The 20,574-nt window shown below is 71.8% G+C and carries 18 protein-coding genes and 4 pseudogenes; 7 read left to right on the top strand and 15 right to left on the bottom strand.

Going from position 1 to position 20,574, the window contains the following annotated elements; genetic code table 11:
* Window positions 1-82 precede the first annotated feature (82 nt).
* Window positions 83-1,174 carry an NAD(P)-binding domain-containing protein gene (locus tag V4Y04_RS04055; protein WP_332425913.1) on the bottom strand — a complete coding sequence of 364 codons (1,092 nt, stop codon included), beginning with the start codon at window positions 1,172-1,174 and terminating at the stop codon, window positions 83-85.
* Between the two features lie 106 nt (window positions 1,175-1,280).
* Between V4Y04_RS04055 and V4Y04_RS04050 the strand changes: the two genes are divergently transcribed.
* Together V4Y04_RS04050 and V4Y04_RS04045 are read left to right on the top strand one after the other, a co-directional pair.
* Window positions 1,281-1,709, top strand: coding sequence for a secondary thiamine-phosphate synthase enzyme YjbQ (locus tag V4Y04_RS04050; RefSeq protein ID WP_332425911.1), 429 nt, complete (start codon window positions 1,281-1,283; stop codon window positions 1,707-1,709).
* A gap of 115 nt (window positions 1,710-1,824) precedes the next feature.
* A pseudogene (locus V4Y04_RS04045) lies at window positions 1,825-2,037 on the top strand (aldo/keto reductase); the annotation flags it as partial.
* 296 nt (window positions 2,038-2,333) lie between these two features.
* Here the strand turns inward: V4Y04_RS04045 and V4Y04_RS04040 are convergent.
* Together V4Y04_RS04040 and V4Y04_RS04035 are read right to left on the bottom strand one after the other, a co-directional pair.
* Window positions 2,334-3,155, bottom strand: a complete 822-nt coding sequence (locus tag V4Y04_RS04040; RefSeq protein ID WP_443080165.1) for a universal stress protein — start codon at window positions 3,153-3,155, stop codon at window positions 2,334-2,336.
* 136 nt (window positions 3,156-3,291) lie between these two features.
* Window positions 3,292-4,191, bottom strand: coding sequence for a universal stress protein (locus V4Y04_RS04035; protein WP_332425906.1), 900 nt, complete (start codon window positions 4,189-4,191; stop codon window positions 3,292-3,294).
* 357 nt (window positions 4,192-4,548) lie between these two features.
* Here V4Y04_RS04035 and V4Y04_RS04030 point away from each other — a divergent pair, with 357 nt between their 5' ends.
* A complete protein-coding gene (locus V4Y04_RS04030; RefSeq protein ID WP_332425904.1) occupies window positions 4,549-5,019 on the top strand; it encodes a cation:proton antiporter regulatory subunit in 471 nt (156 codons plus the stop codon).
* Window positions 5,020-5,023: 4 nt separating this feature from the next.
* A complete protein-coding gene (locus V4Y04_RS04025; RefSeq protein ID WP_332425902.1) occupies window positions 5,024-6,298 on the top strand; it encodes a cation:proton antiporter in 1,275 nt (424 codons plus the stop codon).
* A gap of 346 nt (window positions 6,299-6,644) precedes the next feature.
* On the opposite strand, the gene V4Y04_RS04020 is transcribed toward V4Y04_RS04025, so the two are convergent.
* From V4Y04_RS04020 to V4Y04_RS04000, 5 genes and pseudogenes are all read right to left on the bottom strand, one after another.
* Window positions 6,645-7,769 (bottom strand): DNA polymerase III subunit beta family protein, encoded by a 1,125-nt coding sequence (locus V4Y04_RS04020; RefSeq protein WP_332425900.1) that lies wholly within the window; start codon window positions 7,767-7,769, stop codon window positions 6,645-6,647.
* 214 nt (window positions 7,770-7,983) lie between these two features.
* Window positions 7,984-8,103, bottom strand: a pseudogene (locus tag V4Y04_RS04015) (IS6 family transposase); the annotation flags it as partial.
* Between the two features lie 70 nt (window positions 8,104-8,173).
* Window positions 8,174-9,604, bottom strand: coding sequence for a S41 family peptidase (locus V4Y04_RS04010; protein WP_332425899.1), 1,431 nt, complete (start codon window positions 9,602-9,604; stop codon window positions 8,174-8,176).
* Between the two features lie 228 nt (window positions 9,605-9,832).
* Entirely contained in the window at window positions 9,833-10,312 is a 480-nt protein-coding gene (locus V4Y04_RS04005; protein WP_332425897.1) for a hypothetical protein, read from the bottom strand.
* Window positions 10,313-10,581: 269 nt separating this feature from the next.
* Complete coding sequence (locus tag V4Y04_RS04000; protein ID WP_332425895.1) at window positions 10,582-10,974, bottom strand: DUF5997 family protein; 393 nt, start codon at window positions 10,972-10,974, stop codon at window positions 10,582-10,584.
* A 162-nt stretch (window positions 10,975-11,136) separates the two neighbouring features.
* Here V4Y04_RS04000 and V4Y04_RS03995 point away from each other — a divergent pair, with 162 nt between their 5' ends.
* A complete protein-coding gene (locus V4Y04_RS03995) occupies window positions 11,137-11,925 on the top strand; it encodes a LysR family substrate-binding domain-containing protein (RefSeq protein ID WP_332425893.1) in 789 nt (262 codons plus the stop codon).
* 83 nt (window positions 11,926-12,008) lie between these two features.
* Here the strand turns inward: V4Y04_RS03995 and V4Y04_RS03990 are convergent, their stop codons facing one another.
* From V4Y04_RS03990 to V4Y04_RS03980, 3 genes and pseudogenes are all read right to left on the bottom strand, one after another.
* A complete protein-coding gene (locus tag V4Y04_RS03990) occupies window positions 12,009-12,758 on the bottom strand; it encodes a DUF4142 domain-containing protein (protein WP_332425891.1) in 750 nt (249 codons plus the stop codon).
* 174 nt (window positions 12,759-12,932) lie between these two features.
* A pseudogene (locus V4Y04_RS03985) lies at window positions 12,933-13,599 on the bottom strand (beta-L-arabinofuranosidase domain-containing protein); the annotation flags it as partial.
* Between the two features lie 116 nt (window positions 13,600-13,715).
* Window positions 13,716-14,411 carry an HAD family hydrolase gene (locus tag V4Y04_RS03980; RefSeq protein WP_332425890.1) on the bottom strand — a complete coding sequence of 232 codons (696 nt, stop codon included), beginning with the start codon at window positions 14,409-14,411 and terminating at the stop codon, window positions 13,716-13,718.
* A gap of 249 nt (window positions 14,412-14,660) precedes the next feature.
* Between V4Y04_RS03980 and V4Y04_RS03975 the strand changes: the two are divergent.
* A pseudogene (locus tag V4Y04_RS03975) lies at window positions 14,661-14,825 on the top strand (beta-propeller fold lactonase family protein); the annotation flags it as partial.
* Window positions 14,826-15,005: 180 nt separating this feature from the next.
* On the opposite strand, the gene V4Y04_RS03970 reads toward V4Y04_RS03975, so the two are convergent.
* Both V4Y04_RS03970 and V4Y04_RS03965 read right to left on the bottom strand, forming a co-directional pair.
* Window positions 15,006-15,929: a sirohydrochlorin chelatase gene (locus V4Y04_RS03970; RefSeq protein ID WP_332425889.1), complete on the bottom strand. Its 924-nt coding sequence runs from the start codon at window positions 15,927-15,929 to the stop codon at window positions 15,006-15,008.
* Window positions 15,930-15,994: 65 nt separating this feature from the next.
* Window positions 15,995-17,047 (bottom strand): N-acetylglucosamine kinase, encoded by a 1,053-nt coding sequence (locus V4Y04_RS03965; protein WP_332432701.1) that lies wholly within the window; start codon window positions 17,045-17,047, stop codon window positions 15,995-15,997.
* 240 nt (window positions 17,048-17,287) lie between these two features.
* On the opposite strand from V4Y04_RS03965, the gene V4Y04_RS03960 reads away from it, so the two are divergent.
* Window positions 17,288-17,995, top strand: coding sequence for a uracil-DNA glycosylase (locus V4Y04_RS03960; RefSeq protein WP_332425888.1), 708 nt, complete (start codon window positions 17,288-17,290; stop codon window positions 17,993-17,995).
* A 189-nt stretch (window positions 17,996-18,184) separates the two neighbouring features.
* Here the strand turns inward: V4Y04_RS03960 and V4Y04_RS03955 are convergent, their stop codons facing one another.
* Entirely contained in the window at window positions 18,185-19,339 is a 1,155-nt protein-coding gene (locus V4Y04_RS03955; RefSeq protein WP_332425887.1) for a WD40/YVTN/BNR-like repeat-containing protein, read from the bottom strand.
* Window positions 19,340-19,502: 163 nt separating this feature from the next.
* A complete protein-coding gene (locus V4Y04_RS03950; protein ID WP_332425885.1) occupies window positions 19,503-20,306 on the bottom strand; it encodes a pectate lyase in 804 nt (267 codons plus the stop codon).
* Window positions 20,307-20,574: the final 268 nt, after the last annotated feature.

Raw genomic sequence — 20,574 nt, 5'->3', positions numbered from 1 at the left:
GGCGGAGCCGGGGGAGAGGTGAGGCGGCTCGCACCGGTCGTCGGTGTCGGACCGTGACGCGCTCCTCCGCCGTCGGCCGGCATCAGGCCGCGACGCGCTCCTCCGTCAGCAGACGCCTGATGTCCCGTACGGCCGCGCGCCCGGCACGGTTGGCGCCGACGGTGCTGGCCGAGGGGCCGTAGCCCACGAGGTGGACGCGGGGGTCGGCGACCGCCCGGGTGCCCTCGACACGGATGCCTCCGCCGGGTTCCCGCAGCCGCAGCGGAGTGAGGTGGTTGGTGGCCGGACGGAATCCGGTGGCCCACAGGATGACGTCGGCCGCCACCCGCCGTCTGTCCTTCCACTCCACCCCCTCCGGCGTGATGCGGTCGAACATCGGCTGCCGGTCCAGCACGCCGTCGGCGAGGCCCCGGCGGATCGCGTCGTTCATCGGCAGCCCCGTCACCGAGACGACACTGCGCGGGGGCAGCCCCTGCCGCACCCGCTCCTCGACCAGCGCCACGGCCGCCCGCCCCGCCTCCTCGTCGAAGGGGCCCTCGCGGAAGACCGGGGGCCGCCGGGTCACCCAGGTGGTGTCCGCCGCGTACGGGGCGATCTCCAGCAGATGCTGCGTGGCCGAGGCGCCTCCCCCCACCACGACGACCCGCTGCCCGGCGAACACCTCGGGGCCGGGGTACTGCGCGGTGTGCAACTGCCGCCCCAGGAAGGTCTCCTGCCCCTCGTAGCGTGGCCAGAACGGCCGGTCCCAGGTGCCGGTGGCGTTGATCAGCGTCCGCGTCGACCAGGTGCCCGCCGAGGTCTCCACGAGCAGCCGCCCGCCGGCGCCCTCCCGTACCGTCCGCACCTTCACCGGCCGCCGTACCCGCAGGCCGAACGTCCGCTCGTAACGGTCGAAGTACTCGGTGATGACCTCGGAGGACGGCCGCGCCGGATCGGCGTCCGTGAGTTCCATGCCGGGCAGCGAGTGCATCCCGTGCACCCTGTCGTACGTGAGCGAGGGCCAGCGGTACCGCCAGGCCCCGCCGGGGCCCGGGTTGTGGTCGAGCACCACGAAGTCGCGTCCCGGCTCGAAACCGGTGCGCCGCAGGTGATAGGCACTGGACAGTCCCGCCTGCCCGGCACCTATGACGACTGTCTGGACCTCGGCCGCCTCAGCCTCACTGGTGTAGTTCACATTTCTACTAACGCTGTCGGGGGTGGAGATCTTCCCGCGAGCCGTTACCGCCACTCGGGGGGTTTCCTTCCTCGAACACCCCGGCGCATGGGCCAGGATGGAAGCCATGTCAGATGCCTTCGACACCCGGGTCCTGAACGTTGCCACCGGCTCCGCGGAGCGGATCATCGACCTCACACGCGACTGCGAGTCCTTCCTGCGGGAGGTCGCGGCCGGCCGTGACGGGCTGCTCAACGTCTTCGTGCCGCACGCCACCGCCGGCATCGCCGTCATCGAGACCGGCGCGGGCAGCGACGACGACCTCCTGGCCGTCCTGCACAGCCTGCTGCCGGCCGACGACCGCTGGCAGCACCGCCACGGCCACCCCGGCCACGGCCGCGACCACGTCCTGCCCGCCCTCGTCCCGCCGCACGCCACCCTGCCCGTACTGGACGGCCGACTGGAACTGGGCACCTGGCAGTCCGTGTGCCTGGTCGACACCAACCGCGACAACCCCGACCGCCGGGTCCGGCTGAGCTTCCTCGGAGGCGGGTAGAGCGAAAGACGGCTGGAGCGGAAGGCGGCAGGCAGGTGGGCGGACGCCTCACCGTACGGGGCTGTCCGCCGCCCCCCGTGGGGAACTCCTCGACGCCGAGCACCCGGAGCAGTTGCGGCTGCTCGCCGAGGCGTTGCGCGGCCGGGACCGGGACGGTCATCGGCTGAGCGTCGAGTTCGGCATGCCGGCAGGGCCGGGTTTCGCATTCGGCGGGCCCGACGGCCGCCCCGAGGCGGTGAAGAACTTCCTGGCCCACTCCCTGACCCGGCTCGGCACCGACCACATCGACATCTACCGCCCCGCCCGGCTCGATCCCGCGGTACCGCTCCTCGTCCGGCACGAGCCGCGCGAAGCTGCGGTGGTAGGTGTCGGTGCGCGCGGCCGACCCGCCGACCGCGTCCGGTGCGTCGTACGTGAGCGACATCCGGCACCTGCCGCCCTCGCGCGCCCCGAACTCGTGCACTTCGCCCCGCACGCCCGGCGGCACCCGCCACCGCGCGATCGCGTCCGCGCTCGCCGGCGCCCGGTGGACGGCCGGCCGGGGAGCGTTCACCCGACCCGAGACCCGCGTCGTGTACACGGTCCCCTCCTGCCTGCCGTCAGTCCTGTCGTGCCGTCGACGGATCACTGCTCGCCACGGACGACGGTGACCGGGCAGTCGGCGTGGTACAGCAGCGCCTGGCTCACCGAACCCAGCAGCATTCCGGTGAATCCCCCGTGCCCCCGGGCCCCCGCCACCAGCAGCTGGGCCCCCTTGGCGGCCTCCAGCAGTGCGTGCCGCACCCGGGAACGCTCCAGGAGCGGTTCCACGGACACCTCTGGATGAGCGGCCCGCCACGGAGCCAGGGCATCCTCCAGCCGGCGGCGGTGCTTCTCACGGAGCCGGCCCAGGTCGACCACCACGTTCAGCGGGTCGGCGGGGCCCTCGTACGGGGCCGGCTCGCTCCAGGTGTTCCACACGTGCAGCGCGATCAGCGGGGCTTCCCGCAGCGCCGCCTCGGCGAAGGCGAACTCGCCCGCCGCGGCCCCGGCGGGCGAACCGTCCACGGCGAGGAGTACGGGCCCCTGCGGATCGGGGCGTCCCCGCACCGCCATGACAGGGCAGTCGGCGTGAGCGGCCAGCTGCACCACCGTCGAGCCCAGCAGCAGATCCCCGAACCGGTTGTGGCCACGTCCGCCGACCACCGCCAGCACCGCGTGCCGCGACTCGCTCTGCAGCACCGTCAGGGTGTCCCCGGACGCCACGGTCCTGGACACCTCCAGGCCCGGTGCCACCTCGGCGGCCCGCTGTTCCGCCTGGGCCAGGACGCCGTGGACCATCGGCTCCAGGTCGGCCGGGCGACTGAAGGCGTGCACGATCCGCAGCGGTGCGCCGCGCAGCCGCGCCTCACGGGCCGCGATGTCCACAGCGGCGAGACTGGACGGCGATCCGTCCACTCCGACCATCACCGTGTCCTTCAATGTCCACTCCTGTCCCGGTCGGGTGTCCGGTGGCGGGTGCGTCCCGGTTGTGCCCGCGCGTACCGAAGTACCCGCGGGCAGGGCACCCGTACCGGCCTGGTGGCTTCGAAGGGGGAGCGGGCTATGCGTCCCCGTCCTCCTCCCCGCCGCTGCCGCGGACGACCGCCACCGGGCAGTGGGCGTGGTGCAGCATCGCCTGGCTGACCGAGCCGAGCAGCAGTCCGGTGAACCCGCCCCGTCCCCGGGCCCCGACCACCAGCAACTGCGCCGTACGGCTCGCCTCGATGAGCGCTTCGCGCGTGCCGCCGTGCACGACCTCGTGCCGCACCTTCACGCCGGGGTACCGCTCCTGCTGCCCGGCCAGTGCCTCGGACAGCAGACGCTCCTCGCCCGCCCTCAGCTCGTCGGGCCCGCTCGCGTAGGGAGCCTTCGCGTCCTGCGGCGGGGGCACCGGCGCGTTCCAGGTGGTCCAGGAGTGCAGCGCGACCAGTTCGGCCCCGCGCAGCGACGCCTCGGCGAAGGCGAAGTCGATCGCCTTCGCGCCCGCCGGGGAACCGTCGACCCCGACCACCACGGGCCCGTCCGAGGCGCCCGTCTCCCGTACGACCAGCACCGGGCACCGCCCGTGGCTCGCCATGTGCACCGCCGTCGATCCCACCAGAAGTCCGACGAAACCTCCCATGCCGCGGGACCCGACGACCACCAGTTCCGCGTCGTGGGACTGCGCCTCCAGCACGGTCAGCGGTTCGCCCGTCACCACGGCGTGCGAGACCTCCACGTCCGGTGCCACGGACTTGGCGTGCTCCACCGCCTCGGCCACCAGCTTCTCGACCATGGTCCGCAGACCGCCCTCGGGCGGCCCCAGCGGCGAGGGGCCCAGCGGCACGTGCATGGCCGGCCAGAGGAAGGCGTGCACCACCCGCAGCCCGGCCCCGCGCCGCCGTGCCTCCTCGGCCGCGGCCCCCACCGCGGCCAGGCTCGATGCCGACCCGTCAACTCCCACTACGACCAGACCACTCATCACGCCTCCAGAATCGGTACGTCATACAAATCGTCCCACGGGTGTGCCGCGCCACCACGGGGCCTACGAGCCCCACCTCGCGGCCGACCGGCCCGGAGGGTCTCCGGAGCCGCCGGTTGTCCAGCCCCCCACACGGAACGCCCCGCGTACGGCATGGCACCGCTCCAGGGCCCCGGCGGGGGATCGACGGCCGTCGCAACTGTTGTCCATCCGTGGCATCACCCAATCTCTCGACGAGATCGCGGGATGACACGATGTCCTCCACGGGGGCCGACCATCAGCGCGATGAGGGTCCCCACCCATGGACGGATGATCAGAAGGAAACCGGGAAGGGGACGGGCTGTGCCTGCTCCACGGATGAGCACCACGCCACTGCCGGGTATCGGCGTGAAATACGACCTCACTACGCGTGAGCACCAGCACTTGTCCGTGATCGCGCACCGGGACGGCGCACGCACGGTCAATGTCTACCGCTCCGACGACCCGGACGCCTGTGCCCAGTCGCTGCGACTGAACGTCGCCGAGTCGGCCGCCCTGATCGACGCGCTGATGCCCGCTCACCACAGCCCGAACGTGCTGCACACGACCGACCTGGGGCTGGTCGCCGAGCGCATCGAACTGTCCGCCGCCTCGTACTGGAACGGCAGGGTGCTGGGCGAGACCAGGATCCGCACCGACACCGGCGCCTCGATCGTGGCCGTGCTGCGCCGGGCCGAGGCGATCCCGTCCCCGACGCCCGCCTTCCGCCTGGCAGGCGGGGACACACTCATCGTCATCGGCACCCGTGAGGGCGTCGAGACCGCCGCCGAGGTCCTCGGGCGGGAATGAGCGCGTGCGTTCTTCCGCAATTTTCCTGATCGAGTTCGGTGCGATCATTCTCGGGCTCGGTCTGCTGGGCCGCCTCGCCGGGCGACTGCAGTTCTCCCCCATCCCGCTCTACCTGCTGGCGGGTCTGGCCTTCGGCGAGGGCGGGTTGCTGCCGCTCGGCGCGAGCGAGGAGTTCGTCGCGATCGGCGCCGAGATCGGCGTGGTCCTGCTGCTGCTCATGCTCGGCCTGGAGTACACGGCCAGTGACCTGGTCTCCAACCTCAAGACCCAGTATCCGGCCGGCCTGGTCGACATGCTGCTGAACGCCGTGCCCGGCGCGATCCTCGCCCTGCTGCTCGGCTGGGGCCCGGTCGCCGCCGTGGTGCTGGCCGGGGTCACCTGGATCTCCTCCTCCGGCGTCATCGCCAAGGTCCTCAACGACCTCGGCCGGCTCGGCAACCGGGAGACCCCGGTGATCCTCAGCATCCTGGTGCTGGAGGACCTGGCGATGGCGGTCTACCTGCCCATCGTCACCGCCCTGCTGGCCGGCGTGAGCCTCGCCGCGGGAAGCGTCACGCTGGCCGTCGCGCTCGGCGTCGCCGGACTCGTCCTGTTCGTCGCCGTCCGCTACGGGCGGGTCATCTCACGTTTCGTCTCCAGTGAGGACGCGGAGAAACTGCTGCTGGTGGTCCTCGGCCTGACCCTGCTCGTCGCCGGTATCGCCCAGCAACTTCAGGTGTCCGCCGCGGTGGGCGCGTTCCTGGTCGGCATCGCCCTGTCCGGGGAGGCAGCCGAGGGCGCGCACAACCTGCTGGCCCCGCTGCGCGACCTGTTCGCCGCGGTGTTCTTCGTCTTCTTCGGACTGCACACCGACCCGCAGTCCATCCCGCCGGTGATCCTGCCCGCCTTCGGGCTCGCCGTCGTCACCGCGCTGACGAAGATCGCCACCGGCTGGTGGGCCGCCCGCCGGGCCGGGATCTCCGGGAAGGGCCGCTGGCGCGCGGGCGGCACGCTGGTCGCCCGCGGCGAGTTCTCCATCGTCATCGCCGGGCTCGCGGTCACCGCCGGCATCGAGCCCCAGCTCGGTCCGCTGGCCACCTCGTACGTTCTGATCCTGGTCATCCTGGGACCGCTCACCGCCCGTTACACCGAGCCCATAGCCCTCCGCCTGACCAGGAAGAAGTCCTCAGCGGACGGTGCCCCCACCCCCGACGGGCCGACGCCCGCCCCCGCTTTCGCCCTGGCCCCCGCCCTGGAGACGCTGGAGCCGGTGGAGGACGGAAAGACCGAACGGTCATAGAACCGGGACCGCTCCCTCTGCCGCACGGGCCCCGTGCTCCCAGCCCTGACCGGGGCCGTGGAGCACGGGACTTCTGCTGAGGCTCCAGCCAGGGGGTGTCGTTTGGATCAGGTCGGCTCAGGTGGGCGGTGCCTTGCAGCCGAGCCGAACCGAGCCGAGCCGAGTGGGGGCGTGGGGGCCCCTCCCTGTTCATGAGGTCCCCCTGTTCATGGGGGTCCCTCCCGCTCGAGTGCAGCCGAGAGGGGGAGAAGCCGAGAGCTTGGGGAAGGAGCCCTGGCAACCGACGACAACGTGGCGAGGCGCGGTGCCAGGACCCGCGACCCCGGCAAGATCCAAACGACAGACCCTAGTCGTCCAGTCGGACCGGCATCAGCAGGGAGAACGTGTCCTCGTCGTCCGGCCGGCGGATCGCGACGGGCGCCGTGGGGGCGCCGAACTCCAGGACCAGCCGGTCACGGGCCCCGGCGTCGAGGGCGTCCAGCAGGAACGCACGGTTGACCGCGACACGGCCGCCGTCCCCGTTCACCCCGTCACCCCCGTTCACCCCGCCGTCCGCGTCCGTGCCGTCGTCGCAGACCCGCACCGTGCCGTCGGCGCCGGCCTCGAGCACACTGACGTCGAAGACCGCCCCGTCCTCCTCGCGCACCTCGCCCGTACGGACGGGACCCTCCTGCACCGCCTCCCGGAAGGAAGCCACGTCGACCACGGCGCGGCGCCCGGCGGGGAGACTGACCAGACGGAGATAGTCCGGGAAGTCGTGCTCGAGGGACCGGCCGGCCACCTGGCGGCCGCCCCCGGTCTCCAGCGTCACCCGGTCACCGTCCACGGCGAGCCGTACGGGCTCGGGGCCGCCGGCCAGCGCCCGCATCGCGTCGACGAGCGGCAGCGGCACGACGACCTGCACGCGGGGCCCGCTGTGCCCGGTGACCGGGACCCGCGCGACAGCCAGCCGGTACCGGTCGGTGGCCACGAGGCGCAGCGCGTCGCCCTCGATGTCGAAGAGGACTCCGCCGAGCATCGGCAGCTCGGGGTCGGCACCGGCCGCGAAGCGGACCGCGTCCAACGCGGCGGCCAGTTCGGGCGAGGTGAGGGCAGGCCGGGCCGTGGCGGTGCGGAGCGGGGTCATGGGTTTCTCCCTGTCGTCGAGTAGATCTCGGAGCATGGAGAACTCACCGCGGGCATCGGACAGCCCCCGTTCCAGGCGGCGCAGGTGCGCCTCAAGGAGTTGCTGCACGAGATCGGTGTCCGCGCCGGTCCAGCCGGCCAGCACCAGCCGGATGTCGGCCAGGGGCATGCCGGCCCGCCGCAGCCGCGCCAGCAGCCGGGCCTCGTCCGATTGCCCGGGGGCGTACCAGCGGTAGCCGCTCACCGGATCGACCCAGGCGGGTACGAGCACACCGGCACGGTCGTAGAACCGCAGGGCGCTCACGCTCAGGCCGCTGTCCCGGGCCGTCTCACCAATGCTGCGCATCTCGCTCTCCACACCCGGAACCCTCATGCCTCGACAAGGTCGAGGGTCAACCCGGGCCCGGAGCCCGGCTCGCTTCTCCGCCGGGGACATGTTCAACGGGGGCCCGCGCCGACCGGGACACGCCTCCGGAGCCGTACAACGCCCGTACGGGAACCCGTACGACACCGCCCCCGTGGTCAGTGAGGCACTGCTCTTCGGGCGGCGTCGGTCCCCGGAGTCTCCGCTCCCCGACCTCGCGGAACGACAGCGGGAAGCGGAAGTACAGCCACACGCAGTGCGCGATGAGTGCCACCGGGTGCCGGTGCCCCTGGTACGACGGCGGCGCGGACGACACGAGCGGATCTCTCCCCGGCACGATCAACTCCAGAATCGTCCCAGGCAGCTCGGCCCAGGTGACGATGCCGTCAGGTGGTTCCACCGGGGCATGGCGGTGTCGTCGCCGGCGGTTTGTCCGCGAGATGGTCGAGGGCACGGGCGATGGCCGCATCGCAGCGGCGGCCGATCTCCGTGGCCGTGAAGACAGGGGTACGGAATTCCTGCGGCACCGGGATGCCACGGCCCTCGAAGCTCTGCCCGGCCGCATTCCGGTAGTCCTCGTTGCTGAGGTCGAGGGACCAGCCGCCGGGCAGTGTCCGCGACAGTTGGTCCGAGAAGACGCCCTGCGTCGGGAGGCCGATCAACGTGGGCTTCGGCGAGCGGTTCAGCAGCGTCATGACCGCCGTCTCGCCCGCGCTCACCGTGAGATCGCTGACCAGCAGCGCGATCGGTCCGTGGAAGCCGGGGCGATCGCTGGGCGACACCCGCAGCTTCTCGTACGGCGTGAACCCGGAGGCTGCCTGCGTGTCGCGCGCCCGCTTCTGGAACGCGAAATGGGACTTGTCCGTCAGCCGGGAGGCGAGTTCGAGGCCGAGGTCGTCGAAACCGCCGTCGTTGAGGCGCAGATCGAGCACGAGGCCGCGCCAGCCGTCCCGCTCCGCGACGGCGAACACCGTGTCCAGGGCCTGCCCGAACTTCTTCCGGTCGACGTCGTACGACTCGTCCGCGAAGTCGTCGAACTGTGTGATGCGCAGGTATCCCAGGTGGCCCGGCAGCCCACCGGCGTACTCCACCTTGTCGTCGATGACGGGTTCGAGCCGCTTGCCCAGCCTCGCTTCGATCGCGGGTCGGAAGGCGTCGGTGTTCATGTCGGCCGAGTCGCGGGTGCCCGGCCGTTTGCCGTACAGGCTGAGGTCCTCCCCCTCGATACCGGTGTGCATGTCGCCGAGTTCACGGACCGTGCCACCCAGCAGCTTGCCGAGCGTCCGGTCGGTGTTGTCCTCGGCCAGGGCCGCCCGGTCGCGCTTCCTGCCCGCCCCGTCGAGCTTCCGGTACGGATAGGGCGGGTAGTGCTCGGCGAGGTTCTGCCAGAAGACGTCGAAGGTCTGCAGGCGACGGTCAGCCGCGTTCCCGGAGATCGCAGACGGGCAGCCGGGCAGCTTCTTGAGCCGTTCCATGCGGATGTGGCCGGCCGCCCCCGGCTCCTGCACGATCAGGTGGCCTCCTCGCCTGCGGACGACCAGCTCGGCCTCGCCGTCCTCGCCGAAGGACGTCGCCTCACCTTCGCGGCCCACCTGTGCCGACATGTCCCCGCCGAGGCAGCTCACCGATGTCTGTTCGTAGGAGGCGAGCTGTGTCTTCCCCGTACCGTCCTGGGTGATGTCGAAGACGTAACCGTATCCGGCGCTCTGCCATGTCCCTTCGATCCCCGCGGTCCGGTCGCCAGGGGCGCGGTCCGGAACCGAGCAAGCGGTCAGCACCGCGGCGAGCCCCGCCAGCAGCCATTGTTTCCGTGCCATGAGCGCGAACGTACCGTAAGCCTCCTGAGCGATACGGCTACCCCGGTTTCTCGGTGTTCCGGACACTGAACCCCTGTTCGGGCGGGTGGTATCTGCGGAGGGGGCGGTTCACTCGACTCGGCGGGTGTGGAGCATTCCGGATGTGCCGGCGCGCCCCTCCACCGATCTGTACGGCCCTTGTCGTGGAGCGGCGAGTCCCGGCAGGGGGTGATCACCTAGACGAGGAAATCACCAGCCCCCCGGCTCAGCCCCCGCCGGGATCAGGACGGCGAGGGTGGCGGTGGCTGTGCGGAGAGCCTGTTCGAGGGGAACGGGGGCGTGCAGGGTGCCGGTGCCGTCCGGGGGGACGAGCCATTCCAGGCGGCCGCTGGGCCGGTACGGCGGCGGCACCGCCACCCAGGAGCCCCGGCCGACGTGCCGTACGCCGAACCCGATCCACTCGCCGGCCGGGTCGGGCGGCAGGAAGAAGCCGACGCGGCGGGCGGTGACGTCCACCAGAGTAGGGCCGGGCACCTTCAGCGGATCGTTCCACAGGAGGTCCAGGGCGAGCAGTCCGAGCCGGTCGGGAACACTGAGCACGTCCCAGTAGCGTCCCGCCGCCAGCAGTGCCGTCCCCGTGCCGTGGTCCCACTGCCGTTTGCACTCACGGGGGTCCCGGGCCGCGGCGGCCAGCCATTCGACGGCCTGTTTCCATCCGGCGCTCTGCATGTCCCACCCCGGGCACGGTCGGCCGCGCCGCTGCGGGCGCGTACTGGATCCGGGCCGACGGCCTCACGGGCTGCACGCCGGCCCGGCGTGCAGCCATGGTGATAGATATTTCTATGCGCCGGAAGGGGTGCTGCAGGCTTGCGTTGCCCCGGTTCCGCGTCATGCGGCGTCCATCCGAACGAGAACACCCCCGATGGGAAAGCCCGTTCGGGGGTGTTCGATGTGAGGGGGCGCGACGTGAGGAGGGGGGGAGCGGAGGAACGCCGTGGTCAGCTGTCGTGCTTCGCGCGCTCCGCGTTCCGCTGCTTGATGCGCTCCGCCTCCTTGCGGACCTCGGCCTGAGTGGCCTGCTCGCGCTCCAGCCACTCGGGACGTTCCTCCCTGAGGGCGTCGATCTGTTCCGTGGTGAGCGGCTCGGTGACTCCGCCGCGGGTGAGACCGGAGATGGAGACCCCCAGCCTCGACGCGACCACGGGGCGGGGGTGCGGGCCGTTGCGCCGCAGCTCCTGCAGCCACTGGGGCGGATCGGCCTGGAGCGCGTTCAGCTCGGCGCGTGAGACGACACCCTCCCGGAACTCGGCGGGGGTGGCCTCGAGGTACACACCCAGTTTCTTCGCCGCGGTCGCGGGCTTCATCGTCTGGGTGTTTTGGTGCGACGTCATGGTGCCCAGGGTATCGACCGTACGCGCGACCGCCGACCACGACCGACGACCGCGCCCCCTCGGCATGATCACCGACCGGGGCCGGTGGCCGTGGCCGGCCGCGGTGATCGGCCGTCATCATCCGCGGTCCGGGCCCGTGGCCACGGACGGTAACCTGGCCGGGTGACAAGCTCGGATGTACCCCCTTCGTTCCGGCTCGTGTACGCGCCGGGGGTGATGCCCGGCAAGTGGGTGCGCGTCTGGAACGAGCGGCTGCCCGGTGTCCCGCTGGCCCTCACCCAGGTGCCCGCCGCGGAGACGGGCGGCCTGCTGCTGGCCGGGGACGCCGACGCGGGACTCGTCCGGCTGCCCGTCGACCGGACGGTGCTCAGCGCGATCCCCCTCTACACCGAACAGACGGTCGTCGTGGTTCCCAAGGACCACCTCGTGACGGCGGTCGACGAGGTGTCCCCGGAGGACCTGGCCGACGAGATCGTGCTCCACCCCCTCGACGACGTCCTCGCCTGGGAGACTCTGCCCGGGAGGCCCGCCCTGGAACGTCCCGCGACCACCGCCGACGCCGTCGAGCTCGTCGCGGCCGGGATCGGCGTGCTCGTCGTACCGCTGTCCCTGGCGCGGCTGCACCACCGCAAGGACCTCACCCACCGGCCGCTCAAGGACGCCCCCGAGTCCGGTGTGGCGCTGGCGTGGCCCGAGGCCGCGACCACCGACCTGGTGGAGGACTTCATCGGGATCGTCCGCGGCCGGACCGTCAACAGCACCCGGGGCCGCACCCGGCCCCGGCCTTCCGCACAGGAGAAACAGGAGAAACAGGAGAAGCCCGGACGCGCCGACAAGGGCGGTGCCGGGCGTCGGCAGGCAGCGGGCGGGCCGGCCGGCCGTGGCCGCCGGAAGGGCGCGGGCGGAACGCCGAAGAACCCGCGACGGGGCAAACCCCGCCGCGGGTCCTGACCTCTGCCGCCCGGCGTCCGCCGCCGGCCCTGCGGGACACCGGACCGTAGGATCCGGTAGTCGTGTATCCGGTATCCGGGCTTCTACTTCACTTCGGAGGCCGGTGTCGGCGCCGGGGAGACCGTGTTGAGGTCCTTCAGGTTCTCGGGGATCTCGAGCACCAGCACCGGGGCGCCCGCCTGCGGGGCCGGCGGCGTCACCTGCTCCCGGGGCATCTTGGGCGGGCTGGTCTGCTGGAAGTTGACCTGCTCGTGATTGACCAGACCGGTCTTCTCCAGGACCGTGATGTGGTCGAGCACCGTGTCGTTGGCCTGGTCGGCCAGCTGCCGCACCAGGGTGTTCCTGGTGTTGGCGCGGACCTTGGCGATCACCGAGAAGATCTGGCCGTGCGTCACCCGCATGATGTTCACGGCCGTGGTGTCGAACTCCTTGTCGTTGGTGGACTTGATGGTCTCCACGAACTGCTGCTGCTGGGGCGATGCCTGGTTGGGCAGGGTGATGCCCAGTTCGAGGGAGATCCTGCGGCAGCTCTCGTCGAGCCGTCCGTGCCCGACGACCAGGTGCTCTCCCGCCTCCTTCATCTCCGGCGTCGTACCCCGCTCCATCGCCAGCAGGCCCAGGGGGTGCTCCCACAGTCCGGCCGCACGGACCTTGACCACGAAGTCGCGGTCGGCCTCGGTCAGCTGGCCGTACTGCGTGTTGGCGACGACCCGGTCCTGGGTGCTCGATGTGGTCTGCACGCCCAGCATGGTGGGGTAGGCGAGCGCGGTGAGGGTGAGAATCATGGCTCCGCCCACGAACGCGGTTCCTGCCGTGCTGCGCGAGATGCGCATCGTTCCTCCTGGTGTATCAACAGCCCAACACCAGTGAGTACGGATGAAAGCGGCAGGACAATCACCGTTCCGGAAGAAATCTTCTGCCGGGACGCGGCGGTGTTTCCGTCGGTGCTTCGGCGGGGCATCCGACGGCGACGACCGGTGCGGCCGTACGGCGTCGGATGCCCCTTTTCATGAACTCGGACCAGCGTACGAGGCGTTCCGTGCCGTAAGTGCCACCTTGTCGCCGTGCGCTCCGCTCAGCAGGCCGGCGGTCACCCGGCCGTCGACTGTTGCCCGTACCCGCGTGAACAGCGCACTCCTGCTGCCGAAGGGAGCTCCCGACCGGATTTCGTCCAGCAGGGTCACACCGTCGCTCCGGGCGGGATCGGCGACGCCGGAGTCGGAGTCGGAGGTGCCGAAGATCACACATGGCTCCGAGCGCCGGAAGCGGGCGTGTGGCGCATCCGAGGTCCCCTTCGACGAAGGGCGTGAACTCGACACCGTTCAGCGTGTGATGCGGCGGTCTCCCGGCGACCGGGGCGAGCGAGGGCAGCAGAGCGCCGGAGAGACCGGCGTTGCCGTACAGCGCGCACCGCAGGAGCTCGGTCGACGGGTGGCGGGCGACCAGGTCGACCGGGCCGAGGAACAGGGTCTGCAGCGTGGGGCCGTCGAGCGTGTGCCCCACCCTCAGCCGGAACGGGGCCAGGACCCGCACGGTGTCACCGGTCCACCAGGTCCGGGAGACGCCGAAGCAGCCGCCGGGGACCGGAGTCCCGGGCACCGCCAGTCCGTTGACGGTCACCCGGAAGCCGGCGGTCGCCCAGGACGGCACACGCGGCAGCAGGGTGAACGAGGCGGGCCGGGGCGCCCGGATTCCGGACCGCGTCCACCGTGCCGCGCGGCCCGTCGGGCGGGCGCCCGTCAAACCGGCCGGATGCCGGCGGGGCGCCGGTCGGGCCGACGGGGCGTCGGTCACACCGGCCGGGCGGAGCGCGTCAGCCACTCGTACGCGGCCCGTGCAGTGAACTCCCGCTGCCCGCCGCGCAGCAGCAGCGCGGCGGTGGCGAACTCCGGGGCGTCGGCCTGCGCCGCGACGTACGGGATCGCGATGCAGCGCATCCCCGCGGCGTGCGCTGCGGCGACGCCAGGGACGGCGTCCTCCAGCACCACGCAGTCGGCGGGGTCCGTCCCGAGACGACGGGCCGCCTCCAGGAAGACGTCGGGGGCGGGCTTGCCACGCGGCACCTCCTCCGCCGAGACGACCGTACGCAGATGGGTGTCCAGGCGCGTGCCGGCCAGGATCGCCTCGATCGCCTCGGGCGAGGAACCGGAGGCCACGGCCATCGGTACGCCCTCGGTGGCCAGCAGCTCGACGAACCGGCGCATCTCGGGGTACACCCGCGTCGAGGCGCGGGCCAGCCGGAGGTAGTGGCCGTTCTTGACCTCCAGCAGGTCCTCCACCGAGGTCCGCAGCCCGTACCGTTCCCGCCAGTCGGCGATCGTCTCCCGGGCGCTGATCCCCACGTAGCGCTCGTGCTCGGCCCAGGAGAAGTCCGGCACGCCGTGCTCGGCGAGGGTCAGCAGCCCCGCCTCGTAGTAGTTCGGCTCGCTGTCCACGAGTGTTCCGTCGAGATCGAAGACGACCGAGAGTGCGTCGAAGGTGCTCATGGGGCCCCAGGATGCCAAGCTCCGGCCGGCGGAAGGACCCCAGGGGCGGGACAAGGCGTTCAGGGGCGAGCGAGAGCTCTGGGCGCGAGCGAGGGTTCTGGGCACGAGCCGTCCGGCCGATCGACTCCACCAGTGGCGACAGCGGTGCGGGACGCGCTCGCCCAGGGCCACCTCGGTGCGGGTGCGGACCACGCCGGTCGGATTGATCAGTTTCTGGACCACGTCCTCGAGATGCGCGTGGTCACGCGCCACGACCACTGGCCTCGCGCGCTCACCGAGTCCCACGGCTTCCTGCACGTGGCGAACGAGCGCTCCGGGGACGTGACCCGGTTCGCGGTCGACCCGGACACCGGAATGCCCCGGCGCCGCGGCTCGATCCCGGTGACGGCGGCGTCGTGCGTGGTCGCCGGCTGAGCGATTCCCCGCGTGCGCCGAGCGATTCCCGCAGGTACGGAGCCCGAGCGGCGGGGCCGCACCCGCACACGGCTCGGGGATACCGCGTCGATCCCGGCCGTACACGCCGAAAGGCCCGCCCCGGTGGTCGGAGCGGGCCTGTTCGGCGTCTGCGTCGTGGAGCGGATGAGCCCGCCCGGGTCAGTTCGCCGAAGTGCTCTGCGTCTGCTGCGGGCTGATGCCCAGCGCGGAGGTGTACCTGGCCAGAACGAGCTTGCCGATCGCCGGGTAGGGGCCCAGCGCCTCGGCGGCGGAGCAGCCCACCTCCCTCGCGGCCTCCTCGACCAGGCTCGCGTCGATCTCAGGGCCGATCAGGTACGGCGCGAGTGCCAGCTGCTGCGAACCGGAGTCGCGCAGCTGATCGGCCACCGACGCGATCGAGCCCTCCTCGTCCAAGGCCGCCGCCATCACCGGCACGGCAAGACGCGCGGCGAGCAGCATGCCGGTGATCCCGGCTGCCTGTACGGCCTCGTCACCGCCCACGGAGGCGAGGACGATACCGTCCGCGGCGGTCGCCACGGTGAACAGACGGGCGCGGTCGGCACGAGCCAGTCCGGCCTCGGACAGCCGTACGTGCAGAGCCTCCGCGAGCAGCGGGTGCGGACCGAGCACATCGGTCAGCTCGGCGGCGACACGGCTGTCCATCAGGGCCTGACGGACCTGGCGCAGCAGCGCGCCGTCCGGACCGGCGAGCAGCGGCACGACGACGCCGACGGGGCCGTCCGGCTCCTTGGCGTCCAGGCCGGCCGCGCGCGCCTGCTCGAAACGGGCGGCGCGCTCCTCGGCAGCGTGCGCCAGTACCGACTGCAGCGTGGGGAACTCCGCATCGTCCCCGTCGAGATAACCGATCCGGGCGTTCAGGCCCGGCAGCTCGGAACGGGCGATGCTGATGACCTCGTCGGCGAGGGAACGGGTGGCGCTGCTGGGAGTACCCGGCACGGCGAGGACGAGTGCGGGTGCGCCCTCGGGAGCCACCAGGGGCTCGGGACGGCGGTGCCGTCCGGGCTGGCGGGGGCGCGGCATTCGTACTGGCAGGCCGGACGCGGGCCCAGTGGGGGTGCTCATGGAGCGGAATGTTAGTGGTTTGCCGGGCTCCCCTGTTCGGGGAGGGTGCGCCTGCGCGGACTACGTCAGTTTTTGTCTGATGTGTCAGGTATGGAGATCGGGTGCGTCGCTGCCCCCTCATCTGCCGGACTCGTCACGCACAGCATCTTCTCGTCAACCGGAAGGGTGAACGAATCGGTCGCGAGGTCGGTGGCGATACGTACCGCCCCCTGCAGCGGATCTCCTTCCGCCGCCACCCGCCGTGCCCAGGGCAGCCGTTTCGTCAGCTCCTCGCCCAGGGGCACGAGGAGGGGGTCGCCCAGGTTGAGCAGACCACCGGTGAACGCCACCCATGGCACGCTCACGTCCGGGCCCCCGCCCGGCCTCGGCCTCCCGCCCCGTTCCGGGCCCGGCTCCGGGCAGACGGCCGCCGCCGAGTCCGCCATGTGCCGGGAGGCCGCCCGCAGAATGCCCGCGGCGACGGCGTCACCGTCGGCGCACTCGGCCACCCGGGGTGCGAAGGAGGCGAGGACGGCCGCCCGGTCGGCACGCGGATACAGGCGGCCGGGAAGCGTCGCCGCCGGCCCGAACATCTCCTCGGCCAGTTCCAGCAGGCGGCCGGAGCCGCCGTCGCGTCCGTCGTGGGCGCGCAGCGCCGCCTCCAGACCGGCCCGCCCGATCCACGCGCCGCCGCCGCAGTCGCCGAGCAGATGCCCCCAGCCGTCCGCCCGGCGCCAGCCGGCCAGATCGGTGCCGACGGCGATCAGCCCCGTACCGGCGGCGACCACGGCGCCCGGCCGCGGCCCCAGGGCGCCGACGTAGGCGGTGACGGCGTCGGCGGCCAGCGCGACGCGGCACACGCCCAGTTCCCGGGCCAGTGCCGACGGCAGCTCGGCGCGCAGCGCGTCCCCGAGGCTGGCCAGCCCCGCCGCACCGACGACCGCCGTGTTCAGCCGCTCGATGCCGGCCTCGGCGATCAGCCCCCGGGCCATGGGCACCAGTTGCTCCATCAGGTGCCCGGGGTCGATCCCCTTGGAGCCGGTCCGTACCGGGTCCCCGGACGCACTCCGGGCGAGCGGGCCGCATCCCGCGGTGCCGACGACGACCCGCAGCCCCGAGCCCCCGGAGTCCACGGCGATGAAGCCGGGCCCGACGACCGTCGGGCCTGCCGGCGCCGCACCCTGCCGGGTAGGCGGACCGCTCGTCGGCGGACCGTTGAGGGACGGACGCAATGGGTTCCCCTCTCTTCCCGGGCTCGACCTCGATCTTCCGGGCCTCGACCTCGACGGGGAGGAAGGGTAGCGCCCCAGGGCGCCTCAGACGCCTGAAACGGGCTGCCGGACCAGGGGTGTCGGTGCGAGCCGGTAGAGTGATCCACCGTGGCACCACGACCCTTGCACGAACTTGTCGAGCCCGGCTGGGCAAAGGCCCTGGAACCGGTGGCCGGACGCGTCGCGGCCATGGGGGACTTCCTGCGCGCGGAGGTCGCGGCCGGACGGACGTACCTCCCGGCGGGAGCGAACGTCCTGCGGGCTTTCCAGCAACCCTTCGACGACGTAAGGGTTCTGATCGTCGGCCAGGACCCTTACCCGACACCGGGAATGGCGATCGGGCTGAGCTTCGCGGTATCGCCGGACGTGCGGTCGCTGCCGGGCAGCCTCGAGAACATCTACCGGGAGCTGAATACCGACCTGGGCCTGCCCAGGCCGGTCAACGGTGATCTGACCCCATGGACCGAGCAGGGCGTTCTGCTGCTCAACCGGGCGCTCACCACCGCCCCGCGCAAGCCCGCCGCGCACCGGGGCAAGGGCTGGGAGGAAGTCACCGAGCAGGCCATCCGCGCCCTTGTCGCGCGGGGCGGGCCGCTGGTGTCGATCCTGTGGGGGAGGGACGCGGGTAATCTGCGCCCGCTCCTCGGGGATTATCCGGCCATCGAGTCGGCGCATCCCTCGCCCATGTCGGCGGACCGCGGCTTCTTCGGCTCGCGCCCGTTCAGCCGGGCCAACGACTACCTGGCCCGGCAGGGCGCCGCCCCCGTGGACTGGCGGCTGCCGTCCGCCCAGGAGGCGAACACACCGGCCGGGTAGCGCCGCTGGGGCGAGAGCCCGATTCGGGGAGTGACGCGCCGATGCCTTCGGGCCCCGGGCGCCGTGGCCCCGGTCGCGAGCCGTCACCCGTCAGGGTGTAGGTCTTCCCGCTCGTCCGCGCGGTACGCATGACGGTTTCCCGTGTCCGGCCGTCCGGTCCGAGTGCTCCGCGGGTTCAGCCGATCCGTTTCACGGGAGAACCGCGGCTCGGACGCACAGTACGTCCGGCAGATGCGCGGCGAGCTGCTGCCAGCTGTCGCCGTCGTCGGCCGACGCGTACACCTCGCCGTTGCGGTTTCCGAAGTACACGCCCGCCGGTTCGGCGCCGTCGTGGCACATCGCGTCACGCAGCACCGTGCCGTAGTGGTCGCCCTGCGGCAGTCCCGCGCCGAGCGGCTCCCAGCTCCGGCCCGCGTCCGTCGTGCGGTAGACGCGGCAGCGCCGGCCGGCCGGTACGCGGTCGGAATCGGCGTTGATCGGGAACACGTATGCCGTGCCACCCCGATGCGGATGGGTCACGACCGCGAAGCCGAACGTCGACGGCAGCCCGGCACCGATATCGGTCCAGTGCGCGCCCGCGTCGTCGCTGCGGTACACACCCCAGTGGTTCTGCAGGTACAGCCGGTCCGGTGTCACCGCGTCCCGGGCCACCTTGTGCACGCACTGGCCGAACTCCGGGTTCGGATCCGGCAGGAACACCGCGGAGACTCCGGAGTTGGACGGAGCCCAGGTCGAACCGCCGTCCAGCGTGCGGAACACACCCGCCGTGGACACGGCGACCGTCACCGCCCGCGGATCCCGCTCGTCGGTCAGCACGGTGTGCAGGCCCTCACCGCCGCCGCCCGGCACCCACTTGGAGCGGGTCGGATGCTCCCACAGCGGCCGGACCAGATCAAAGGTTTCCCCGCGGTCCTCCGAGCGGTAGAGCGCGGCCGGTTCCGTGCCCGCGTACACCACGTCCGGCTCCGCGGCCGCCGGGTGGAGCTGCCAGACCCGCTCCAGCGAGGCCCCCGTGTCCTTGGGGAACTTGACGGCGGGCCGCGCCGGTTCGGTCCAGGTCCGGCCCAGGTCGTCGGAGTGGAACACGGACGGACCCCAGTGTGCGCTGTCACCGCCGACCAGCAGCCTCGGTGCCGGACCGCGGGTGTCGAGGGCGACCGAGTACACCGCCTGCGCGTTGAAGTAAGGGTTCTCGTCGAACTCCCAGTCGGTGCCCCGCCGGCGCCCGATGAACAGACCTTTGCGGGTGCCCACGGCGAGCAGTACCCCGGACATGCCGATCACCTCCGCGACGTCTTCGTCGACGCCCTCGTTTCCGACACCCGCCAGTCTGCACCCCACCACTGACAGTCACCTCCGGATCGGGCGTCGGCGCAGGTCGAAGCGGTGGGGCGGAACGTGAGGCGGGGCGGAACGGCTTGTGGACATGGGCGGCGGCCGTACACAGCGCCGCGCGGGCGCCGTGCACGGCCGCCGCCCTCACCGTGGAGGGCTGCCGGCGGCGGTCCTACTGGTAGGTGATGTCGGACGACGCGTACTTGCAGTAAGTGCTGTCGGCGCCCGAGCCGTTGCTGCCGGGCTCGGCACCGGTGTTGTTGCCGATGTACTTCTGGCAGGGGATGATCTTCTTGCTGCTGTCCCCGACGATCTTGATGTTGCGCAGGGTCGCGCTGTCGCCGTAGTTGGTGTTGATGCCGGCGATCCTGCTGCCCTTCCAGCTCACCTCGATGGTGTTGAGGTTGATCGTGCGCTTGTACTGCGTCGAGCAGTTGCCGCAGGAGCGCACGAAGGTGCCGAAGTTCTTGACCGCGAAGTTCGACACGTTCAGCGTGCCGGCGCCGTTGAACTGGAACACCTTGTCGCTGGCTTCCTTGGCCCCGCCGCCGCTGACGGTGTAGACCGAGGACGAGGACGTGCCCTTGAACGTGGCCGCGTCCTCGCCGACGTCCTCCCACCACACGTTCTGCAGCGTGCAGGAACCCTTGCAGTGGATGCCGTCGGCCGCGGGAGCGCCGAGGATGACGTTCTTCAGGACCGCGCCGTTCGCCAGCTCCAGGATCGGCCCCTGGTCCTCGTCCTGGCTGCCCGAGCCCAGGTCGCCGGTGCCGTAGAGGCGCTTCATCCCGTAGTCCTTGGTGCCGGACACCGAGATGGTGGAGGAGACGCCCTCGCTGCCGTTGGGGGTCGGCCAGGTGGCGGCGCTCGCCGAGGACGCCCCGGTAGTCATGATCATGCCAACCGAGAGGCCGAGGGTGGCCAGTGCTCCGGTCAGGGCGCGCCCGCGGGCGCGTGGTCGTGTCGCGGAAGTCATGTTCCGGTTCCTTCTGTCGTGGTGTGGGGGATACGGCGAGGCGGAGAACGCGGGGGCGTCGTGCCGCCCGGTCCGGTTCACATCGCTGAACGGAACGTAGAGGGTAAGCGCTTTCTGGTCAACGCCCTGGACAGTCATATTCGGCCTTCTGTTGAAGTGGCGAGCGCATTCTTTCAAGGGTGCGGGAGTGTCTCCACGAAGCGCGTGTCCACGCCGCTGAGCGGGCTGTGCCACCGCGCCCCGTAGCCTTTCCGCGCAGCCGTCCTCC

This window comes from Streptomyces sp. P9-A2 (assembly GCF_036634175.1).
In the GTDB taxonomy this organism is placed as follows: domain Bacteria; phylum Actinomycetota; class Actinomycetes; order Streptomycetales; family Streptomycetaceae; genus Streptomyces; species Streptomyces pratens.
This window is presented reverse-complemented; position numbering and strand designations above follow the sequence as displayed.

Excerpts from the sequence above, each read along its gene's own strand:
- V4Y04_RS04050 (WP_332425911.1), top strand. The coding sequence starts at position 1,281 with ATGTCAGATGCCTTCGACACCCGGGTCCTGAACGTTGCCACCGGCTCC.
- V4Y04_RS04040 (WP_443080165.1), bottom strand. The coding sequence starts at position 3,155 with ATGGTCGGAGTGGACGGATCGCCGTCCAGTCTCGCCGCTGTGGACATC.
- V4Y04_RS04035 (WP_332425906.1), bottom strand. The coding sequence starts at position 4,191 with ATGAGTGGTCTGGTCGTAGTGGGAGTTGACGGGTCGGCATCGAGCCTG.
- V4Y04_RS04030 (WP_332425904.1), top strand. The coding sequence starts at position 4,549 with ATGAGCACCACGCCACTGCCGGGTATCGGCGTGAAATACGACCTCACT.
- V4Y04_RS04020 (WP_332425900.1), bottom strand. The coding sequence starts at position 7,769 with ATGCGCAGCATTGGTGAGACGGCCCGGGACAGCGGCCTGAGCGTGAGC.
- V4Y04_RS04010 (WP_332425899.1), bottom strand. The coding sequence starts at position 9,604 with ATGGCACGGAAACAATGGCTGCTGGCGGGGCTCGCCGCGGTGCTGACC.
- V4Y04_RS04005 (WP_332425897.1), bottom strand. The coding sequence starts at position 10,312 with ATGCAGAGCGCCGGATGGAAACAGGCCGTCGAATGGCTGGCCGCCGCG.
- V4Y04_RS04000 (WP_332425895.1), bottom strand. The coding sequence starts at position 10,974 with ATGACGTCGCACCAAAACACCCAGACGATGAAGCCCGCGACCGCGGCG.
- V4Y04_RS03990 (WP_332425891.1), bottom strand. The coding sequence starts at position 12,758 with ATGCGCATCTCGCGCAGCACGGCAGGAACCGCGTTCGTGGGCGGAGCC.
- V4Y04_RS03980 (WP_332425890.1), bottom strand. The coding sequence starts at position 14,411 with ATGAGCACCTTCGACGCACTCTCGGTCGTCTTCGATCTCGACGGAACA.
- V4Y04_RS03970 (WP_332425889.1), bottom strand. The coding sequence starts at position 15,929 with ATGAGCACCCCCACTGGGCCCGCGTCCGGCCTGCCAGTACGAATGCCG.
- V4Y04_RS03950 (WP_332425885.1), bottom strand. The coding sequence starts at position 20,306 with ATGACTTCCGCGACACGACCACGCGCCCGCGGGCGCGCCCTGACCGGA.